Origin of the sequence: Halomonas sp. N3-2A (assembly GCF_002216165.1) — a bacterium.
GTDB lineage: Bacteria > Pseudomonadota > Gammaproteobacteria > Pseudomonadales > Halomonadaceae > Vreelandella.
In genome coordinates, this window is record NZ_CP022286.1 from 4,645,215 (window position 1) to 4,665,123 (window position 19,909).

Sequence of the window (19,909 nt, forward strand, 5' to 3'; positions counted from 1 at the left end):
AAGCTGTTTATTATTTCTTTTTTGCTGGTATCTTGGCTTCATTGCACTGGTGAATATTCGACGAACGTCGCAACCAGTGCCCACGTTTAAAGCAGGGTGCTTAGGTGCCCTAGAGGGGAAAAGAATATGGTGAATGTGAGCCGTTGGAAAAAAGCCGTTGCCGTTCTTTCGCTTAGCGTTGTGGGTGGTGTGCTGTCTGCCGCTGCTTACGCGGATGCGCTGCGAGTCGGCATGTCTGGGGGGTATTTCCCCTTTACGTTTGTTGAGCAAAACGAACTGAAAGGCTTTGAAGTCGATGTCATGAACGCCGTTGGTGATGTGACTGGCGATGAGATTGAGTTCGTGACAGCAAGCTTCTCTGGCTTGGCGGGCATGTTGGAATCGGGGCGCATTGATACCATTGCTAACCAAATTACCATTACCGATGAGCGCAAAGCGAAGTACGCCTTCACCGCACCGTATGTTTACGATGGTGCCCAGGTCGTTGTGCGGGCAGGTAATGACACCATTCACGGTGTTGAAGATTTATCTGGCAAAAGCGTTGCGGTGAACTTGGGCTCTAACTATGAGCAGTTGCTGCGTGAACAGCCTAATGCCGATGAGATCGATATCCGTACCTACGAATCCAACGTCGAGCAGGATGTGGCGCTTGGCCGTATCGATGCATTTGTGATGGATCGCGTTAGTGCCAGCCAGGTGATCAGCGAACGCGGTTTGCCGCTGGCATTGGCTGGTCAGCCGTTCACTATCATAGAAAACGCGCTGCCGTTTCGTGATGATGAAGAGGGCCGTGCTCAGCGTGACCGCGTAGATGCCGCCCTGGAAGAGTTGCGTGAAAACGGTACATTAGGTGAAATATCGCAAAAATGGTTCGATACTGATATCACCCAGCCATAATCGCGGCGTTTACCTTTAGACGACCAGCAACTGATTGCGGCCGTGGCACTGCCACGGCCGTTTCGCTTATAGCGACGTTGCGAAACTGACCTTGGAATAACCATGCTGAATGTGGAGTATATGTGGGGCCTGTTGCCGGTCCTACTGAGCTATTTACCGTTAACGCTGCAAATGGCGAGCATCGCCATGCTGTTGGCGCTGATCATTGCCTGCCTGTTGGCGGTCATCCGGGTGTCGCGAGTGCCGGTGTTGAACGGCGCGGCAATGCTGTTTATCTCGTTTTTTCGTGGAACGCCGCTGTTAGTACAGCTATTTTTGTTCTATTACGGCTTACCCCAATTGATTAACGCGCTGATTTCCATCAACGGGGTGACGGCCGCAGTGCTGGGCTTAACGCTGCACTTTTCGGCCTACATGGCGGAATCCATTCGCGCGGCAATTGTCGGTATTGACCGTAGCCAAACTGAAGCAGCGCTGTCCATCGGTATGACCCAGTCTCAATTGATGCGGCGGATTATTCTGCCTCAAGCCACCCGCGTGGCGACGCCAACGCTGATGAACTACTTCATCGATATGATTAAAGCGACTTCCCTGGCGTTTACCCTGGGTGTCACCGAAATGATGGGCGCTACCCAGAAAGAGGCTTCTGGAAGCTTTCTCTATCTGGAAGCATTTCTGCTGGTGGCGATTATTTACTGGGTGGTGGTGGAAGCGCTTTCCTGGGGCCAGCGCCGTCTGGAAACGTATCTGAATAAGGCGTACCAGCGATGATCACCCTCGAATCTGTCAGTAAGCGTTTTGGCCAGCAGCCAGTATTTACCGACGTTGATTTGCATCTGGAGCAGGGTGAAATCATCGTCATAATTGGTCCCTCGGGTACCGGTAAATCAACCCTGCTGCGCTGTATTAACTTTCTAGAACGCCCAGAGGCGGGACACATCACGGTGGGCGATTTAAGAGTCGATGCCCGGCGTGCTAGCCGTGCCGATATTCTGGCGCTACGCCGACGAACCGCTTTCGTGTTTCAGAACTATGGGCTGTTTGCCAACAAAACGGCGTTAGAAAATATCAGCGAAGGCATGATTGTCGTGGATAAGCTGCCTAAGGCTCAGGCGCACGCTCGGGCAAGGGAGATTTTAGAGCGCATTGGCTTGGCCGATAAGGCGGATGCTTACCCAGCATCGCTGTCCGGTGGCCAACAGCAGCGGGTAGGCATTGGGCGTGCGATGGCCGCGAATGCCGATGTGATTCTATTTGACGAGCCAACCTCATCGCTAGACCCGCAATGGGTGGAAGAGGTGCTGAGCTTAATGAAACAGCTCGCCGCCGAGCAGCAAACCATGATTGTGGTCACCCATGAAATGCAGTTCGCCAGAGACGTCGCCGACCGGGTGGTATTTATGGATGAAGGGCAAATTGTCGAGCAAGGGCCGCCTGAGGAGCTGTTTACCAATCCTCAAGATGAGCGGACGCGGCGTTTTCTGCGCAAAATTCTGGCGCCAACGGGGCAGGCATTGCCATAACGGGTGAGTGGCAATCTGTGCGGGAAAAGCATTGACAAGCGCTGGCAAGCCCGCTTAACGCGTGATAGACTATGCCATCCTCTCAGACAAGACCCGTGGACGGGCAGATTTTGAACTGCTCGTTACACCATTTGGTAGTATTTTAATTGCTTCCAAATCAATTGGTTATTGTGGAAAGATTCTGACGGAAATGTCGTGGTGAAAGCCGAGCGACAAACACATAGTTAATCCGTTGCCGTTTATTGGCAACCTTTATTCTCCAAGGAGATACCTGTGGCGAACAGCAAGCAAGCACGCAAGCGCGCCCGCCAGGCCGAGACTCGTCGCGTCCTGAAAGCCAGCCAGCGCAGCATGGTCCGCACCTACATCAAGCGTGTGATCAAAGCGATCAGCACCGGCGATCATGGCAAAGCGATGGAAGAGTTCCGGGCAATGCAGCCGGTTGTCGACCGCATCGCTGATAAAGACGTTCTTTCTAAGAAGAAAGCTGCACGTCTGAAAAGCCGCTTGAACAAGCGCATTAAGGCTCTGGCGGCGTAAGCCGGCAGGCGCCATAAAAAAACCGGCTGCGGCCGGTTTTTTTGTGTCTATACGTCGCGTTGCCCGCGGCGACTTTGGGTCTCTTGTTTTAGTCGCTATGGATTGAGTGATGACCGCCAACACGCCACCGCAAGCAAATATGTCGCCCCCGCGCCGCGGGTTGATGCGCTCTGGGTTAGTGGTCAGTGCCATGACCATGTTGTCGCGTGTGATGGGGTTGGTGCGCGATGTGGTGGTTGCCACCTTTTTGGGGGCAGGCAATGGCTCGGATGCGTTCTTCGTTGCGTTTAAAATTCCTAATTTTCTGCGTCGTTTGTTTGCCGAAGGGGCGTTTAACCAAGCCTTTGTGCCGGTGCTTTCAGAGTACTCAACCCAGCGCAGTAAGCAGGAAATTCGCGAGCTGTTGAATGCAGTAGCGGGCAGCCTGACGGCTATTTTGGCGCTAATAACAGCGTTGGCGATGCTGGGCGCCCCGTGGCTGGTGTGGGTATTTGCCCCCGGCTTCGGGCGCGACCCCGAAAAGCTGGCCATGACTGCCGACATGCTGCGCCTGACGTTTCCCTATTTGCTGCTGATTTCGTTAACCGCTTTTTCGGGTAGCGTGCTGAACACCTGGAACCGCTTTGCGGTGCCCGCGTTCACCCCCGTGCTGCTGAATATTTCGCTGATTGGCGCGGCGCTGCTGCTAATGCCGTTAATGGAAGAGCCCGCCATGGCGCTGGCCTGGGGGGTGTTGATTGCGGGTGCTGCCCAGTTAGCGTTTCAGGTGCCGTTTTTGCTGCGCCTTGGATTGTTGCCGACCCCGTGGCCAAATTTTGCCCACGAAGGCGTGAAGCGCATCCTAAAACTGATGGCTCCCGCGCTGTTTGGCGTATCGGTATCGCAAATTAACTTACTGCTGGATACGGTGCTGGCCTCGTTGTTAACGGCGGGCAGCGTGTCTTGGCTGTACTATTCGGATAGGTTGGTCGAACTGCCGCTTGGGGTCTTCGGTGTGGCGATTGGCACGATTATTCTGCCTGCGCTTTCCAAACGTCATGCGGAGCAGTCCACCGAACACTTTTCTGCAATGCTAGACTGGGCTATTCGCGTTGTGCTGCTATTGGGGGTGCCTGCCGCGCTGGCACTGGCCGTGCTGGCAGAACCGTTTTTGATTACCTTGTTCCACTACGGGGCAATGACCGATACCGATATTCAAATGGCCGCCATGAGCCTACGCGCTTACGCCTTTGGATTGGTGGCGTTTATGCTGATCAAGGTGTTAGCACCGGGCTTCTTTGCCCGCCAGGATACGAAAACACCGGTCAAAGTGGGCATTATCGCCATGGTGGCTAACATGGTGTTTAACCTGCTGTTAATTTGGCCGCTTGCTCACGCAGGCTTGGCATTGGCGACTGCACTGTCGGCATTTTTAAATGCTGGGCTGCTGGGGTATCTGCTCTACCGCCAGAAGGTGTTGATCTTTCAGCCGGGGTGGGGACGCTACGCAGTACAACTAGTGGGCGGTAGCGCGTTGATGAGTATTGCGCTTTATCTGGCTGCTCCCGACTGGCAGGAGTGGCTTGATTTTGAACTGTGGCAGCGCATTCGCTGGGTAGCAGGGTTAGTAGTGCTGGGTGGCGGGCTTTATTTTGCCTGGCTGACCGCGTTTGGCCTGCGGCTGCGTCACTTTAAGATGAATAGCTGATGCGCAAACAGGCAGCGTTAGGGTGATAAAGAAGGTGATGGCCGGGCGAACGTAATCTTACCCTGCACCTAATCAGCGCGTTCGTTATAATCAAACGCTTTTAGACGGCAAATGCTTTTAAAAAAGGCTTTTAAAAAAGAGGTGCCATGCACGTCATTCGAGGTCTGCACAATCTGACAGCGGCTCATCGGGGCTGCGTTGCCACCATCGGTAATTTTGATGGTGTGCATCGCGGCCATCAGGCGATCCTGCAGCAGTGCCGTGAGCATGCGGCGCGCTTGAAGGTGCCGTTGACCGTGGTGGTGTTTGAGCCTCAGCCGCGGGAGTTTTTTGCCGGTGATCAAGCACCGCCGCGGCTTACCCGCCTGCGTGAAAAAGTTCGCTTGCTGCGTGATCATGGTGCCGAACAGGTGCTGTGCCTGCCTTTCAACGATGCCTTGCGCAGCCTGACCGGGCGCGAGTTTATCGATCAAGTGCTAATTAAAGGCTTGGGGGTGAAGCATCTGGTGGTGGGTGATGACTTCCGCTTTGGCTGCGACCGCCGTGGCGACTTCACCTTGCTTAAAACTGTTGGGCAGGTGGAAGGGTTTGGTGTCGAACACACGCGCACCTTTAAAGTTGATGACGAGCGGGTATCCAGTTCACGCGTGCGTACCTTACTGGCCAGCGGTAACTTTGACGTGGCTGCACGCCTGCTGGGCAGGTCGTATTCGCTGCATGGCCGTGTGGTACGCGACCAGCAGCTAGGGCGCACTATTGGTGTGCCCACTGCTAACCTGCCGTTGTTGCCTCAGCCATTAACGCTGCGCGGCGTGTTTGCTGTGGTGGCCGAGCTGGCTAATGGTCAGCGTTATCCCGCCGTGGCGAATGTTGGCTTTCGGCCAACGGTGGGGGCTAAACGCCCCACGCTGGAAGTTCATCTGTTGGATTTTTCAGGCGACCTCTATGGTCAGCGGCTGACGGTTTACCCCTGCGCGCGTTTGCGCGGGGAAGTGAAGTTTGACGACTTTGATGCGCTAAAAACGCAAATTGAACACGATCAAGCCAGAGCGCGCCGCTACTTTGCAGCAGCGGGTGCTGGCTGCATGAATTCTCTTCCGCTGGCCTCGGCCCCGCTTGGGCGTGAGACCGCTTCTTCTGATTTCTCTTCGGCGGATAACGCCGCCGATGCTAACGACGGCTGACCGGACTATGGATTATAAGCACACGCTAAACTTGCCAGAAACCGACTTTCCTATGCGCGGCATGCTGCCGAAGCAGGAGCCAGGGCGCGTTTCTAAATGGCAGGATATGAACCTATACCAGCGCTTGCGCGATGCCCGCGCGGGTGCGCCGCTGTTTGTTCTGCACGATGGCCCTCCCTACGCCAACGGCAGCATCCATATTGGTCACGCTCTCAATAAAATCCTTAAAGACATTATTGTTAAGTCGAAGAATCTGGCGGGTTTTGATGCCCCTTACGTGCCAGGCTGGGATTGCCACGGTCTGCCTATTGAGCACAAGGTAGAAACCACCCACGGCAAACATTTGGCCGCGGATAAAGCCCGCGAGCTGTGCCGTGAATATGCCGGTGCGCAGATTGAAACGCAACTGGCTGACTTTGTTCGCCTGGGCATCATCGGTGACTGGGATCACCCCTACCGCACGATGGATTACGCTAATGAAGCAGGCGAAATCCGTGCCTTGGCGGAAATGGTGGATGCGGGTTACGTGTTCAAAGGCTTAAAGCCGGTTAACTGGTGCTTTGATTGTGGTTCGGCCTTGGCTGAAGCGGAAGTTGAATATGCCGATAAGAAATCCGACGCCATCGACGTCGCTTTCCCGGTAGAAGATGCCGACAAGCTAGCGGCGGCCTTTGGTCTAAGCGAATTGCCCAAACCTGCGGCGGTGGTGATCTGGACCACCACGCCTTGGACAATCCCCGCTAACCAGGCGCTGAACGTTCACCCTGAGTTTACCTATGCGCTCGTGGATACCGGCGATCGCCTGCTACTGCTCGCAGAAGAGCTGGTGGAAAGCTGTTTAGAGCGTTTTGAGCTGACGGGCAGCGTAATCGCTACCGCACAAGGTGCAGCGCTGGATCTGATCAATTTCCGTCATCCGTTCTATGACCGCCTCTCGCCGGTTTACTTAGCGGATTACGTTGAGTCCGAAGTGGGCAGCACGGGCATCGTTCACTCAGCGCCTTCTTACGGTATGGATGACTTTATCACCTGCCGTGAGCATGACATGAGCTTTGACGACATGCTTAACCCGGTGCAGGGGAACGGTGTCTACGCTGATGATCTGCCGTTCTTTGGCGGCCAGATGATCTGGAAGGCCAACCCGCACATCGTTGAGAAGCTGCGCGAGGTTAATGCGCTAATGGCGCACACGCCTATCAAGCACAGCTATATGCACTGCTGGCGCCATAAGTCCCCGGTGATTTATCGTGCCACCGCCCAGTGGTTTGTGGGCATGGATATTCAAGGTAAAGACGGTAAAACCCTGCGTGAGCGGGCGTTGGAAGGCATCGAAGCCACCGAATTTACCCCCGCGTGGGGCAAGGCGCGTCTGCATAGCATGATCGCTAATCGTCCGGACTGGTGTATCTCTCGCCAGCGCAACTGGGGCGTGCCGATTCCGTTCTTCTTGCATAAGCAAACCGGCGAGCTGCACCCCAAGACGGTTGAGTTGATGGGAGAGGCGGCTAAGCGCGTCGAGCAAGAGGGTATTGAAGCGTGGTTTAAACTCGACCCCGCTGAGCTACTCGGTGCCGAAGCTGCTGAGTACGACAAAGTCACCGATACATTAGATGTCTGGTTTGACTCCGGCTCCACGCATCGTCATGTGCTGCGTGGCTCGCATCCTCATGGTCATGAAAGCGGCCCGCGTGCTGATTTGTACCTGGAAGGCTCGGATCAGCACCGTGGCTGGTTCCATTCGTCGCTACTGACCGGTTCGGCGATTGATGGTCATGCGCCATATCGTCAGCTGCTAACCCATGGCTTTACCGTCGATTCACAGGGCCGTAAGCAGTCCAAATCGCTGGGCAATGTGGTCGCGCCGCAAAGTGTGATGGATAAGTTGGGCGCTGATATTTTACGCCTTTGGGTCGCGTCTACCGACTACTCCGGTGAAATGGCGGTGTCCGACGAAATCTTGAAGCGTACCGCCGATGTGTATCGGCGTATCCGCAACACCGCGCGCTTTTTGCTTTCTAACTTGAATGGTTTTGATCCGGCTAACGATCAGGTGGCCTTTGGCGATATGCTGGCACTGGATCAGTGGGTGGTTGACCGTGCGGCACAGCTGCAGGGGCGTATCGAAAAAGCCTATGAAGAGTACCGTTTCCTGGATGTGTATCAGCAGGTACACGGTTTCTGCGCACGGGAATTAGGCGGCTTCTACCTGGACGTCATCAAAGATCGCCAGTACACCACCCAAACGGATTCACTCGCCCGCCGTAGCGCGCAAACCGCGCTTTATCATGTGGTTGAAGCGCTCAGCCGCTGGATTGCACCGATCCTGTCGTTTACCGCTGAGGAGATCTACGAGCATATTCCTGGCAAGCGTGGCGACAGCGTACTGCTGGAAACTTACTACACAGGGCTTGGCACATTAGATGATGGCGCTGAGCTGGGCCGCGCCTTCTGGGATCAAGTGCTGGAAGTGAAGCAGTCGGTGAACAAGTGCTTGGAAGACGCCCGTAATGCCAAAGTCATCAAGGGCAGCTTGGCGGCGGAAGTTACGCTGTACGTGAGCGACGAATTGAACGCTACGCTGTCCAAATTGGGCGACGAGCTGCGCTTCGTGATGCTTACCAGTGAAGTCCATCTAGCACCGCTAGCGGATGCCGCCAACGCAGAAAGCACCGAGCTTGAAGGCTTGAAAGTGGCGGTTAGCGGAAGTGAGCACCAGAAGTGCGAGCGCTGCTGGCACCATCGTGCTGATGTAGGCACCCATGCTGAGCATGCCGACCTGTGTGGTCGCTGTATCAGCAACCTTCCAGAAGGCAGCGGCGAGATTCGTTACTATGCCTAACACTGCGTCAACCACCAATGATCCACACCAGCGGCCGCCGATGCGGCGGCCGCTGCGCTGGCTGTGGCTAGCGGTGGCGATCATCGTGTTAGATTTGCTGACCAAATACACCGCCAGTCATTTGTTGAATTATGCCCAGCCCGTTGAGGTGCTGCCGTTTTTCAACCTAACGCTGTTGCACAATACTGGCGCTGCGTTCAGCTTTTTAGCGGACCACCCTGGCTGGCAGCGCTGGTTTTTTGCGCTGATTGCCATTGGTGCCAGCATTGGCTTAACCGTTTGGCTTTCCCGCGTTAAGGCGGATGAAAAACTGCTGGCCGTGGCGTTGCCGCTGATTATTGGCGGTGCCCTGGGTAATCTGTATGACCGTTTAGTACATGGCTATGTGGTGGATTTCTTATCGTTCCATGCCGCTGGTTGGTACTATCCCGCCTTTAATGTGGCGGATATCGGCATTACGCTGGGAGCGGTGGGGTTAATTTGGGAGTCGATAATGGGTGATCGACGTCGTAAGAAAGCCGCGCTACAGCAGCGTGATTGAAAGCATAGAGTGACGAGTGAGGAACCATGGACTACCTAATTGATGATGGTATGGAGATTACCCTGCACTTCACGCTGAAGCTGGAAGATGGCACGGTAGTCGATTCCACCAAAGAGAAAGCCCCGGCGACGTTCCAGTATGGCGACGGTAACTTGCCCCCTGGTTTCGAACACCCGATTAAAGGGATGGCCGCAGGCCAGAGCGGGTCGTTTCAAATCACGCCTGAGCACTCCTTTGGGCAGCATAACCCGCAAAATATTCAAACGCTGAAGCGCGCCGATTTCGGTGATGAAGCGCCAGAAATCGGTATGGTGATGTCATTTGCCGATAAAGCGGGAACGGAACTGCCCGGCGTGGTCAAAACCATAGACGGCGACCGTGTGGAAGTGGATTTTAACCATCCGCTAGCTGGTCGCACGTTGACGTTTGAAGTCGATGTGCTGAACGTAACGCCCATCACCAAACACTGATTTTAAGCACTCGTTTTCATTTAACCGGCGATGCAAGTTGCATCAAGGCGCTTTTATGCAGTCATCAGAGTCCTCTCAGCCAATACAGATCAAGCTGGCGAACCCGCGCGGTTTTTGTGCTGGCGTGGATCGCGCGATCGACATCGTCAACCGCGCGTTAGATGTCTTCGGCCCGCCCATTTACGTGCGCCACGAGGTGGTACATAACCGCTTTGTGGTTGAAACATTGCGCGAACGTGGCGCGGTGTTCGTTGAAGAGCTGCATGAAGTGCCTGACGATGTGATCGTGATCTTCTCGGCTCACGGTGTCTCCCGTGCCGTGCAACAAGAAGCTGAGCAGCGCGGTCTCAAAGTCTTCGATGCGACCTGCCCATTGGTCACCAAAGTGCATTTGGAAGTGTTGCGTTATGCTAAGCGCGGCCAAGAGTGCATTTTGATTGGTCACGAAGGCCATCCGGAAGTCGAAGGCACCATGGGACGTTACGACACTTCCCACGGTGGCCAGATTTACTTGGTCGAAGATGAGCAGGACGTGGCGAAGTTAGCCGTCAACGACCCGTCAGCGCTGGCGTTTGTGACCCAAACCACGCTTTCAATGGATGACACCGCCAAGGTAATTGATGCGCTGCGTGAGAAGTTCCCAGAGATTCAGGGGCCACGCAAAGATGATATCTGTTATGCCACTCAAAACCGCCAGGATGCGGTGCGTGAGCTAGCGGCAGATAGCGACTTAGTATTGGTCGTCGGCAGCCCCAATAGCTCCAACTCGAATCGCCTGCGCGAACTTTCCGAGCGGATGGGCACGCCTGCCTATTTAATCGATAATGCCGACCAAATTGCGCCAGCGTGGCTGGAAGGTGTTAGCCGTATTGGTGTCACCGCCGGGGCCAGTGCGCCAGAAGTGCTGGTGAAAGGTGTTATCGACAAGCTGCAAACATTTGGCGCAGAGGTGCCTGTTGAGCTGCAGGGCCGCGAAGAAAATATTACCTTCTCTATGCCGAAAGAGCTGCGTGAGCAGGTGATTGTAAGCGACTGATGCAAAGCATATCGGTTTGCGACATACTCAGGGTATGGGCTAACTGATATAGGAGCGCGTTCAGTGCCTTTGCCTTTTGCTAACCGTGCTGGGCGCCAGGAAGCTCGTCAGCACGGTTTTACGCTCATTGAAATGCTGATTGTCGTCGCTATCATCAGCATAGTGGCGGGCATTGCCTACCCCAGTTACACCCGCTATGTTGAGCGCTCGCTACGCACGGATGCCCATGCTGGTTTGCTGCAGGCCGCCGCCGAGCTTGAGCGCTGTTACTCCCGCCAATACGCTTATGCCGACTGCTCCTTTACTCCCTCTTCTCCCGATGGTAATTACACGATTACAGCCGATGACGGCAGTGAGGACGATGGCGGTTTTTTACTGACGGCGACAACATCACAAACTGACGGTTGTAGCAGCGATATTCAATTTAATGCGCGGGGCGAGCGCCTGCCTGAGGCGTGCTGGTAAATGGTTAGGCAAAGCGGCCTTTCGCTAATCGAGGCGCTTATCGCTCTGGTGATTTTAGCGTTTGGGTTAATAGGCGTTGCCGCGATGCAGGTGACAGCACTGCAAAGCGCTAGTGCAGGCTACACGCAGTCGCTAGCGAACGTCGCGGCGGTAGATGCCCAAGAGCGGATATGGGCAGCACTTTCCTCATACCAAGACTGTGACACGATACCGTTAGCCACCATTGAGTCCGCATGGCACAGCCATTGGTTTGCAGAACAGGCGGCGCTTGGCTATGCCCAGGGGCAACAGAGTCGTATCGACCGCCAAGGCTGTCGGTTTGATGTGGTGGTGCGCTTGCGGACTGAGCCTAATGAGTCCGACGATATCTTCAACTACGTGTTCCAACTTCCCAATCAGCCGTAAAGGTGGGCCTGCCATGGATGTGCAGCGCGGTTTTACGTTAACAGAACTACTGGTCGCCATGGCCATTGGTATGGTGGTGATTCTAGGTGCTGGACAGCTTTTCTTAAGCACCTTTCATACGTTTAAGCAGGTGGATCAATTGGGGCGGAATCAGGAAGCGCTTCTTTACGCGGCGACATCGATTACCGACACCCTACGCAGACACGGCGCTACCGACTCAAACGGAGCGCCTTTTTTTCGCCTGCAGTGCGTGGTGATTGAAGCTGACTGTCGCTGCACGGTTCAGGATATGCAGGAGGCTCAGCCGCTGGTCACCTTTGATTATAACGCTGGCGCTAGCTGTGAGCGGGACGAACCGCTTGGAGCGCCCGCCACCAATGGGGTCAGCGTGGTGTCACTGCCATTAGGTCGGCAAGGGACCAATATCGATTTCCACGTTACCCATCGAGAGGCTGTTCTGCAGCCTACGTTTTCGGCTAGCCCATGAGATGTATGGAGTGTGAGCAGGGAGGCGATATGCAGCTTAGACCGCGAACGCAGGAGCAGGGCGCTGCGCTAGTTGTGGTGATGGCACTGTTAGCTAGCGCGTTGATTATTGGCGTTATCTGCGTTCAATCTGCGTTTGTGGATGAACGCTTAGCGAGTAATTACCGGGCGTCGACGTTAGCGCAAATGCGCGCTGAAATAGCCGCCTCGCAAGCAGTGGCTTCTTTTAGTGAATTGGAGTGGGGAAGCAACGTGCTCACCATCAATAGCGATCAAACTCTCCGCTGGGAAGATGTCGTAGCGCACCCATTAACCACGCTGCTGGGCGATGACTGCGAACACGATAGTTGCTTATTTACGCCCATTGAGCGTGACGGCCAACCTTGGGTAGTGGCGTTAGGTGCGGTTATTAGCGATGCCAATAGTGAAACGTTACTGGCACAGAGCCTACCTGTATTTATCAAAGTAGAGGAGAGTGAGGAAAGCCATCAGACACAGGCGACGGTGGTTTGGCATTAAGTGTACAATGACTTACCTTTTTTGACCTTTATCCAGCTGGATCCACACTATGAGTCAGACAGCCAAAACCCGCGTGCTGACCGGGATTACCACGACCGGAACGCCACATCTTGGTAACTATGTCGGGGCTATTAAGCCTGCCATTGAGGCAAGCCAAGACCCCAATGTACAGTCGTTTTACTTTCTTGCTGACTATCACGCGCTGATCAAATGCCAAGATCCGAAGCGTGTGCAAGAATCGCGCCTGGAAATTGCCGCCACGTGGCTTGCGCTAGGGTTAGATACCGATAACGCCATTTTTTATCGTCAGTCGGATATCGCTGAAATTCCCGAATTAATGTGGATGCTGTCTTGTGTGTGCGCCAAGGGGCTGATGAACCGCGCTCACGCATACAAAGCAGCGGTCGCTGAAAATGAAGAAGCCGGTGACCAAGACCCTGATAAAGGCGTCACCATGGGCTTGTTCGGTTACCCGGTGCTAATGGCCGCCGACATCTTAATGTTTAATGCCAATAAAGTGCCGGTAGGGCGCGACCAAATTCAGCACATTGAAATGGCGCGTGATATCGCTGGACGTTTCAACCACATGTTTAAAGGCCAGTATTTCACTCAGCCTGAAGCCGTTGTGGATGAAAAAGGCGAAGTGTTGAAGGGCTTGGACGGTCGTAAAATGTCTAAAAGCTATAACAATACGATCCCGCTTTTCTCCAGCGAGAAAAAACTGCAGAAGCTGGTGCGCAAAATCAAAACCAACTCACTGGAACCCGGTGAGCCCAAAGATCCAGACACCTGCACGCTGTTCCAGATATTCTCAGCGTTTGCCAGCAATGAGGAAGCCGCTGCACTACGCGAGCAGTACGAGGCAGGTATCGGCTGGGGCGACGCTAAGAACCAGGTGTTTGATTACTTGAATGCGCACTTAACCGCACCCCGCGAGCGTTACATCGCGCTCATGGAAGACCCAGCACATATTGAAGCGGTGCTGCAAAAAGGTGCCGATCGCGCCAGAGAAGAAGCCGCCGTCACCATGGATCGCTTACGTTCCGCGGTAGGCTTAGGACGCTTTGTTTAATATTCTTTAAAAGCATATGCACTGCTGAATAAAGAATTTCCAGCGTTCTAAAGCCAGCGTTAGGCTTCTCATTATTGTCCAACTCAGCCAAGCGCCTGTTTCTAACAGGCGCTTTTGGCGTTGTTAGAAGGTGAGCTATGTCGACGATTTCTGCAGTGGCACCTAGTCAGAACCGGGTGCCATTACTCTCAGCGGCAGCCATTGTGCTGGGCGCGGTGATTATCGGTGTCGTGTTTGGCGCCAATATTGGTCTCTTAATGATTGTTGGCGGCTTGCTTGGGCTGGTGCTGTATCACGCGGCATTTGGCTTTACCGCTGCTTGGCGGGTATTTATCACCGAGCGGCGGGGCCGTGGTTTGCGCGCCCAGATGGTGATGTTGGCGATTGCGGTGGTGCTGTTTTTTCCGGCGTTAAGCGCTGGTTCGCTGTTTGGCACCAGCGTGAGTGGTTTTGTTGCGCCGATTGGTATTTCTGTCGTGGTGGGGGCGTTTATCTTTGGTGTGGGCATGCAGTTGGGTGGCGGATGTGCCTCGGGCACGCTGTTTACTGCAGGTGGTGGTAATGCACGAATGTTAATTACGCTGCTGTTCTTTATTGTCGGGTCGGTGATTGGTTCAGCGCATTTTGCGTGGTGGCAGAGCTTGCCAGCGTTTCAGTCTGTGTCGCTGGTGAATGTAGCAGGTGCTGGCGGTGGTATCGCGATTAGTTTGGTGCTGTTTGCGACGATTGCTGCGTTTACTGTGATTATGGAAAAGCGTCGTCATGGCCACTTGGAGCAGGCACCACTGGTCGACAAGCCTGGCAGTCAGCGCTGGTTAACGGGTCCGTGGCCGTTGATTGCTGGCGCAGTGGCGCTAGCGCTACTCAATTTCGCAACATTGGCCCTTGCTGGTCGCCCTTGGGGTATTACCTCTGCGTTCGCGCTGTGGGGTGCGAAAGGGTTTGAGCTCGTTGGTGGTGATGTCAGTCAGTGGGGCTATTGGCAAGCGCCGGGTAATGCTGCGGCATTAGAGGCGAGTGTATGGAGTGATATCACGACGGTGATGAATGTTGGCATCATGCTGGGGGCGCTTGCCGCAGCGAGCCTGGCTGGGCGCTTTGCTCCCAACTTCCGCATCCCGTTTAAATCCCTATTAGCGGCTGTTATTGGTGGGGTCATGCTGGGGTATGGCGCGCGGCTGGCATTTGGTTGCAATATTGGCGCTTACTTCAGCGGCATTGCCTCTGGCAGCTTGCATGGCTGGCTATGGATGGTTGCGGCGTTCGCCGGCAACATGGTGGGCGTTAAGCTGCGGCCGTTCTTTTTTAACGGTGTTGAAGGCCGCCAACCTGCTGCTAAAAGCTGCTAGTGGTTGATCAGTTTTAATGCTTTTTATGAGCGCCTTGGTAGCTACCAAGGCGTTTTTTTATTGCCATTATTTATGTCCCTCCCACCTTTGTCGTACTAGCATGTTACATTATGCGAAACGCCGCCAACGCCCAGCGTTGCTGCATTGCAATAGCAATCGACATAAAAAGAGAGTGCCTATGTCTACGAAGAGTAAACGCCCCCTGTACATTCCTTACGCCGGTCCTTCTTTGCTTGAAATGCCGCTATTGAACAAAGGCAGCGCGTTTACTCAAGAGGAGCGGCTAGCGTTTAACTTGATTGGTTTGTTGCCGCAAAAAGTGGAGACCATTGATGAGCAGTTGTCGAGGGCTTATCGCCAGTATCAACAGTGTCATAGTGATTTAGAGAAGCATATTCATCTGCGTGCCATCCAAGACGACAATGAAACGCTTTACTTTCGCTTGGTCTCTCAGCATCTGGAAGAGATGCTACCGATTATTTATACCCCTACGGTTGGGCAGGCATGTCAGGAGTTCTCTAATATTTATCGCAATCACCGGGGGCTGTTCATCAGCTATCCGGATCGCGAGCATATGGACGATATCCTGCGCAGTGCCACCAAAGATAACGTTAAGGTGATTGTTGTCACCGATGGCGAGCGGATTTTAGGGCTGGGTGATCAGGGGATTGGTGGGATGGGCATTCCCATCGGTAAACTGGCACTTTATACCGCTTGTGGTGGTATTAGCCCCGCCTATACGTTGCCGATTATGATTGATGTGGGCACTAACAATCAGGCATTGCTGGACGACCCTATGTACATGGGCTGGCGTCATGAGCGAGTTAGCCAGGAAGAGTACGATGCGTTTATGGGGGAATTTATTGCCGCTGTAAAACGTCGCTGGCCGAACGTTCTGCTGCAGTTCGAAGACTTTGCCCAGGCCAATGCGGTACCGCTTTTAGAGCGCTACCGTGACGATTTGTGCTGCTTTAATGACGATGTGCAAGGTACTGCATCAGTGGTGGTGGGCACCTTAATGGCGGCGTGCCAGGCCCGCGATGAAACGATTGCCCAGCAGCGCGTAGTGTTTGTTGGTGGCGGCTCGGCAGGCTGTGGTATTGCTGAGCAGGTGGTCGTGGCCATGCAGGCAGAGGGTTTGACTGAAAGCGAAGCACGGGCGCGAATATTTATTGTTGATCGAGATGGGCTGATGACCACTGATCAGCCTTGGCAGCGAGATTTCCAGCGCCGTTTGGCCCACGATTCTGAGCTGGTTGCTAACTGGAATGGTCAGGGGCTTGAAGAGACCATTGCCCAAATGAAACCAACGATATTGATTGGTGTGTGCGGCAAGCGCGGTATTTTCACCGAACAAGTGGTGCGCACCATGCACGCGGGCTGCGAGCATCCGGTGATTATGCCGCTGTCGAACCCTACTTCTCAGGCAGAAGCGGTACCCGAAGATGTGATTCGCTGGACCGACGGCCAAGCGCTAGTCGCGACTGGTAGCCCTTTTGCACCGGTGGTGTATAGCGGCCGCACCTATCCAATTGCCCAGTGTAACAATGCCTATATTTTCCCCGGTATTGGCTTAGGTGTGATTGCCGCGAACGCTAATCGCGTGACTGATGAAATGTTGATGAGCGCCTCTCGGGCGCTGGCGCGCGAAGCGCCGCTGGTTAAGGAGGGCAAGGGCGCACTGCTACCGCCGTTATCGCGGATTCGTGATATTAGTAAATCGATTGCCTTTGAAGTCGCTGCCCAGGCCCAGCAAAATGGCGTGGCGCTTAAAACAAGCGGCACAGAATTACGTGAGCGTATTGAGAGAGCGTGCTGGTCGCCTGAATATCGTGCTTATCGCCGCAGGGCCTTCTAAGCTTAATAGCGAGAAGCCAAACAGCAAAACCAGGGCGCAAAAAAAAGCCCCCACCATGGTGGGGGCTATGCAAGCATTGGTAGGTTTTGCCTTTAAGCTGCGCCGATCATTTTGCGCAACACGTAGTGAAGGATACCACCGTGGCGGTAGTAAGCCAGCTCATTGACGGTATCAATTCGGCACTTGGCATCAACGGTGCGCTCCCCATCGTCATTTTTGATGACAATTTTCACGCTGCCCCCTGGGCTTAAATCGCTTAAGCCAGCAATTGATATTTCTTCATCACCGGTCAAACCAAGCGTTGCACGGCTTTCACCTTCGGGGAACTGCAGCGGTACCACGCCCATTCCAATTAGGTTTGAGCGGTGAATACGTTCATAGGACTCGGCGATAACCGCGCGCGCACCCAATAAGCGGGTGCCTTTTGCTGCCCAGTCCCGTGAAGAGCCGGTGCCATACTCTTTACCAGCAATCACCACTAGGGGAGTGCCTTCCTCCTTATATTTCATGGCGGCATCGTAAATCGCCATTTGCTCGCCGCTGGGAACGTGGCGGGTTTCACCACCAACAACCCCGTCCAGCATTTCATTTTTAATGCGCACGTTGGCAAAGGTGCCACGCATCATTACTTGATGGTTACCTCGACGTGAGCCGTAGGAGTTGAAGTCGACGGGCTTAACGCCATGCTCTTGCAGATAACGACCCGCAGGGCTATCGGGTTTGATAGAGCCCGCTGGGGAGATATGGTCGGTGGTCACCGAGTCGCCTAGCAGGGCTAACACTCGGGCGTTTTCAACATCTTCAATGGCGTCCGGCTCACGCTCCATGCCTTCGAAAAACGGCGGGTGCTGAATGTAGGTCGATTCAGGCCACTGATAGACTTTGCTTTCAGGAACGTTGATGGCTTTCCAGGTATCGTCGCCTTCAAATACCGCACCATACTCTTTGCGGAACATCTCAGTGTTGACCTGTTCAACGGCAGTGGCGATATCTGCTTGAGAAGGCCAGATGTCTTTGAGATAAACCGGGTTGCCGTCACTGTCCTGGCCGAGTGGGTCGGTCGTTAAGTTGCACTGCACGTTACCGGCTAACGCATAGGCGACCACCAAGGGCGGTGAGGCGAGCCAGTTTGTTTTGACTAGCGGGTGCACGCGGCCTTCAAAGTTACGGTTGCCTGAAAGCACCGATGCCACGGCAAGGTCGCCGCTGTTGATCGCTTTTTCGATCTCGTCGGGCAGCGGGCCGGAGTTACCGATACACGTCGTGCAGCCATAACCCACTAAGTTAAAGCCCAGTGCATTCAGGTCATCGCTTAAGTTCGCGGCTGCTAAGTAATCGGTTACCACTTTGGAGCCGGGGGCAAGCGAGGTCTTAACCCAAGGTTTCGTGGTAAGCCCCTTTTGGCGTGCATTACGTGCCAGCAGCCCGGCGGCCATCATGACGCTGGGGTTGGAGGTATTGGTACATGAGGTGATAGCGGCAATTACCACGGCACCTGGATCGAGGCTGAAATCCTTATCGTTAAGTTTAACGGTTTGGCTGGTGTCATGTTTAAAGCTGCGTTCAACCCCTACCGCAGTTTGACCGCCTTCCGAGGAGAATTCCCCGTTTGCGGTTGTGTCCGCGCTGGCGTCCTCTTGCATGAACTTGTCAAAGGCGGCGGCCATGTCTTTCAGTGCCACACGGTCTTGGGGGCGTTTCGGGCCAGCAAGACTCGCTTCTACTTCATCCATGTTAAGGCTGAGGGAGTCGGTAAAGATCGGCTCATCGCCAGGTTCGCGCCATAAGCCTTGCGCCTTGCTATAGGCCTCTACCAACGCAATTTGGCCATCTTCACGGCCGGTAAGACGCATGTAGTTGAGCGTTTCGTCGTCTACTGGGAAAAAGCCACAGGTCGCGCCATATTCTGGTGCCATATTGGCAATAGTGGCACGGTCGGCCAGCGGCAAATCCTTAAGGCCGTCACCGTAGAATTCAACAAACTTACCTACCACGCCTTTTTTACGCAGCATCTCAGTAACGGTAAGTACCAGGTCGGTGGCGGTAATGCCTTCGCGCAGTTTGCCGTTCAGCTTGAAGCCAACGACTTCCGGAATCAGCATTGAGACCGGCTGGCCAAGCATGGCGGCTTCCGCTTCGATACCGCCGACGCCCCAGCCAAGTACGCCCAGGCCGTTGATCATAGTGGTGTGGGAGTCGGTGCCGACTAAGGTGTCGGGGTAGGCAAACGTCTGGCCATCCTGCTCTTTTGTCCACACTGCGCGACCCAGGTACTCTAAGTTGACCTGGTGGCAAATGCCGGTGCCGGGGGGGACAACGCTAAAGTTATCGAACGCTTGCTGGCCCCAACGCAGAAACTCGTAGCGCTCACGGTTGCGCTGCATTTCGATATCGACGTTTTCTTGAAACGCGGCGGCATTGCCGAACTTGTCGACCATCACCGAGTGGTCAATAACCAGATCAACAGGGGAAAGCGGGTTAATGCGGGCGGGATCTTCGCCGAGCTTCTCAACGGCAGCGCGCATAGAGGCAAGGTCTACAACCCCGGGCACGCCGGTGAAATCTTGCATGAGAACGCGGGCAGGGCGGTAGCCTATTTCACGGCTTGATTTGCCCTCTTTTTGCCAGTCCACTAGCGCCTGAATGTCCTCTTGATCAACACTTTCGTCATCGCCAAAGCGCAGCTGGTTTTCGAGCAGAATTTTGAGCGTTTTGGGTAGCCGGTCAATGTTGCCGAGCGCGTCGGCGGCTTTTGGCAGGCTATAGTAATGATACTGCTGGTTGCCTACTTCTAGCGTGGTGAGCGTATCGGGTATCTTGCCCATTGGTCTCTCCTTTGATTGCTTGGCCTTAAGCGAACTGCTGATCACAATTTGCTGATCGCAATGCTTAGGCGCGACGGTCACTGCTTTGCTTTAATGTGGCTTATCCCCAGTATGGCTTATCTTATTAATAGCACATGGGTGTTTCACCCCCGGCTTTCAAGGCGTCTTCGCCTAATCGCGAAGGCTAACCCTTGTAATTGCTTGTACTTGACG

18 protein-coding genes are annotated in these 19,909 nt (G+C 54.3%); 17 read left to right on the forward strand and 1 reads right to left on the reverse strand.

All coding sequences use genetic code 11. From position 1 onward, the window contains the following. Positions 1–126: 126 nt before the first annotated feature. The 17 genes from CEK60_RS21430 to CEK60_RS21510 all read left to right on the forward strand — a co-directional run bounded on the left by CEK60_RS21430 (position 127) and on the right by CEK60_RS21510 (position 16,871). Positions 127–897: an amino acid ABC transporter substrate-binding protein gene (locus CEK60_RS21430; protein WP_089040743.1), complete on the forward strand. Its 771-nt coding sequence runs from the start codon at positions 127–129 to the stop codon at positions 895–897. 102 nt (positions 898–999) lie between these two features. Continuing rightward, positions 1,000–1,668: an amino acid ABC transporter permease gene (locus CEK60_RS21435; RefSeq protein WP_089040744.1), complete on the forward strand. Its 669-nt coding sequence runs from the start codon at positions 1,000–1,002 to the stop codon at positions 1,666–1,668. Then, positions 1,665–2,420, forward strand: coding sequence for an amino acid ABC transporter ATP-binding protein (locus tag CEK60_RS21440; protein ID WP_089040745.1), 756 nt, complete (start codon positions 1,665–1,667; stop codon positions 2,418–2,420). The genes CEK60_RS21435 and CEK60_RS21440 overlap by 4 nt, the downstream gene beginning before the upstream one ends. Positions 2,421–2,693: 273 nt before the next feature. Further along, entirely contained in the window at positions 2,694–2,960 is a 267-nt protein-coding gene (gene rpsT / locus CEK60_RS21445) for a 30S ribosomal protein S20 (RefSeq protein ID WP_009722795.1), read from the forward strand. A gap of 109 nt (positions 2,961–3,069) precedes the next feature. Continuing rightward, positions 3,070–4,647 (forward strand): murein biosynthesis integral membrane protein MurJ, encoded by a 1,578-nt coding sequence (murJ, locus tag CEK60_RS21450; protein WP_089040746.1) that lies wholly within the window; start codon positions 3,070–3,072, stop codon positions 4,645–4,647. A 146-nt stretch (positions 4,648–4,793) separates the two neighbouring features. Then, complete coding sequence (gene ribF, locus CEK60_RS21455) at positions 4,794–5,831, forward strand: bifunctional riboflavin kinase/FAD synthetase (RefSeq protein WP_089040747.1); 1,038 nt, start codon at positions 4,794–4,796, stop codon at positions 5,829–5,831. Positions 5,832–5,838: 7 nt separating this feature from the next. Continuing rightward, positions 5,839–8,670, forward strand: coding sequence for an isoleucine--tRNA ligase (gene ileS / locus CEK60_RS21460; protein ID WP_198361417.1), 2,832 nt, complete (start codon positions 5,839–5,841; stop codon positions 8,668–8,670). Further along, positions 8,663–9,211: a signal peptidase II gene (gene lspA / locus CEK60_RS21465; protein WP_089040749.1), complete on the forward strand. Its 549-nt coding sequence runs from the start codon at positions 8,663–8,665 to the stop codon at positions 9,209–9,211. Before ileS ends, lspA begins: the two co-directional genes overlap by 8 nt. Positions 9,212–9,237: 26 nt before the next feature. After that, complete coding sequence (fkpB, locus tag CEK60_RS21470) at positions 9,238–9,681, forward strand: FKBP-type peptidyl-prolyl cis-trans isomerase (RefSeq protein WP_038478384.1); 444 nt, start codon at positions 9,238–9,240, stop codon at positions 9,679–9,681. A gap of 55 nt (positions 9,682–9,736) precedes the next feature. Beyond that, positions 9,737–10,717 (forward strand): 4-hydroxy-3-methylbut-2-enyl diphosphate reductase, encoded by a 981-nt coding sequence (gene ispH / locus CEK60_RS21475; protein WP_038478382.1) that lies wholly within the window; start codon positions 9,737–9,739, stop codon positions 10,715–10,717. A 63-nt stretch (positions 10,718–10,780) separates the two neighbouring features. Beyond that, the gene (locus CEK60_RS21480; RefSeq protein WP_089040750.1) at positions 10,781–11,182 is read left to right on the forward strand and encodes a type IV pilin protein; all 402 of its coding nucleotides are present in this window, start codon (positions 10,781–10,783) and stop codon (positions 11,180–11,182) included. Further along, a complete protein-coding gene (locus tag CEK60_RS21485; protein ID WP_089040751.1) occupies positions 11,183–11,587 on the forward strand; it encodes a type IV pilus modification PilV family protein in 405 nt (134 codons plus the stop codon). Positions 11,588–11,600: 13 nt separating this feature from the next. Further along, complete coding sequence (locus CEK60_RS21490; RefSeq protein WP_089040752.1) at positions 11,601–12,074, forward strand: PilW family protein; 474 nt, start codon at positions 11,601–11,603, stop codon at positions 12,072–12,074. Between the two features lie 29 nt (positions 12,075–12,103). Beyond that, positions 12,104–12,592, forward strand: a complete 489-nt coding sequence (locus tag CEK60_RS21495; RefSeq protein WP_232471429.1) for a pilus assembly PilX family protein — start codon at positions 12,104–12,106, stop codon at positions 12,590–12,592. A 49-nt stretch (positions 12,593–12,641) separates the two neighbouring features. Then, positions 12,642–13,664, forward strand: coding sequence for a tryptophan--tRNA ligase (locus tag CEK60_RS21500; RefSeq protein WP_089040754.1), 1,023 nt, complete (start codon positions 12,642–12,644; stop codon positions 13,662–13,664). A gap of 137 nt (positions 13,665–13,801) precedes the next feature. Then, on the forward strand, positions 13,802–15,013 hold the full coding sequence (locus CEK60_RS21505) for a YeeE/YedE family protein (RefSeq protein ID WP_089040755.1): 1,212 nt from the start codon (positions 13,802–13,804) through the stop codon (positions 15,011–15,013). 178 nt (positions 15,014–15,191) lie between these two features. After that, positions 15,192–16,871, forward strand: coding sequence for an NAD-dependent malic enzyme (locus tag CEK60_RS21510; RefSeq protein WP_089040756.1), 1,680 nt, complete (start codon positions 15,192–15,194; stop codon positions 16,869–16,871). Positions 16,872–16,963: 92 nt separating this feature from the next. Here CEK60_RS21510 and acnA read toward each other — a convergent pair whose 3' ends face one another. Continuing rightward, positions 16,964–19,696 (reverse strand): aconitate hydratase AcnA, encoded by a 2,733-nt coding sequence (gene acnA / locus CEK60_RS21515; protein ID WP_089040757.1) that lies wholly within the window; start codon positions 19,694–19,696, stop codon positions 16,964–16,966. Positions 19,697–19,909: the final 213 nt, after the last annotated feature.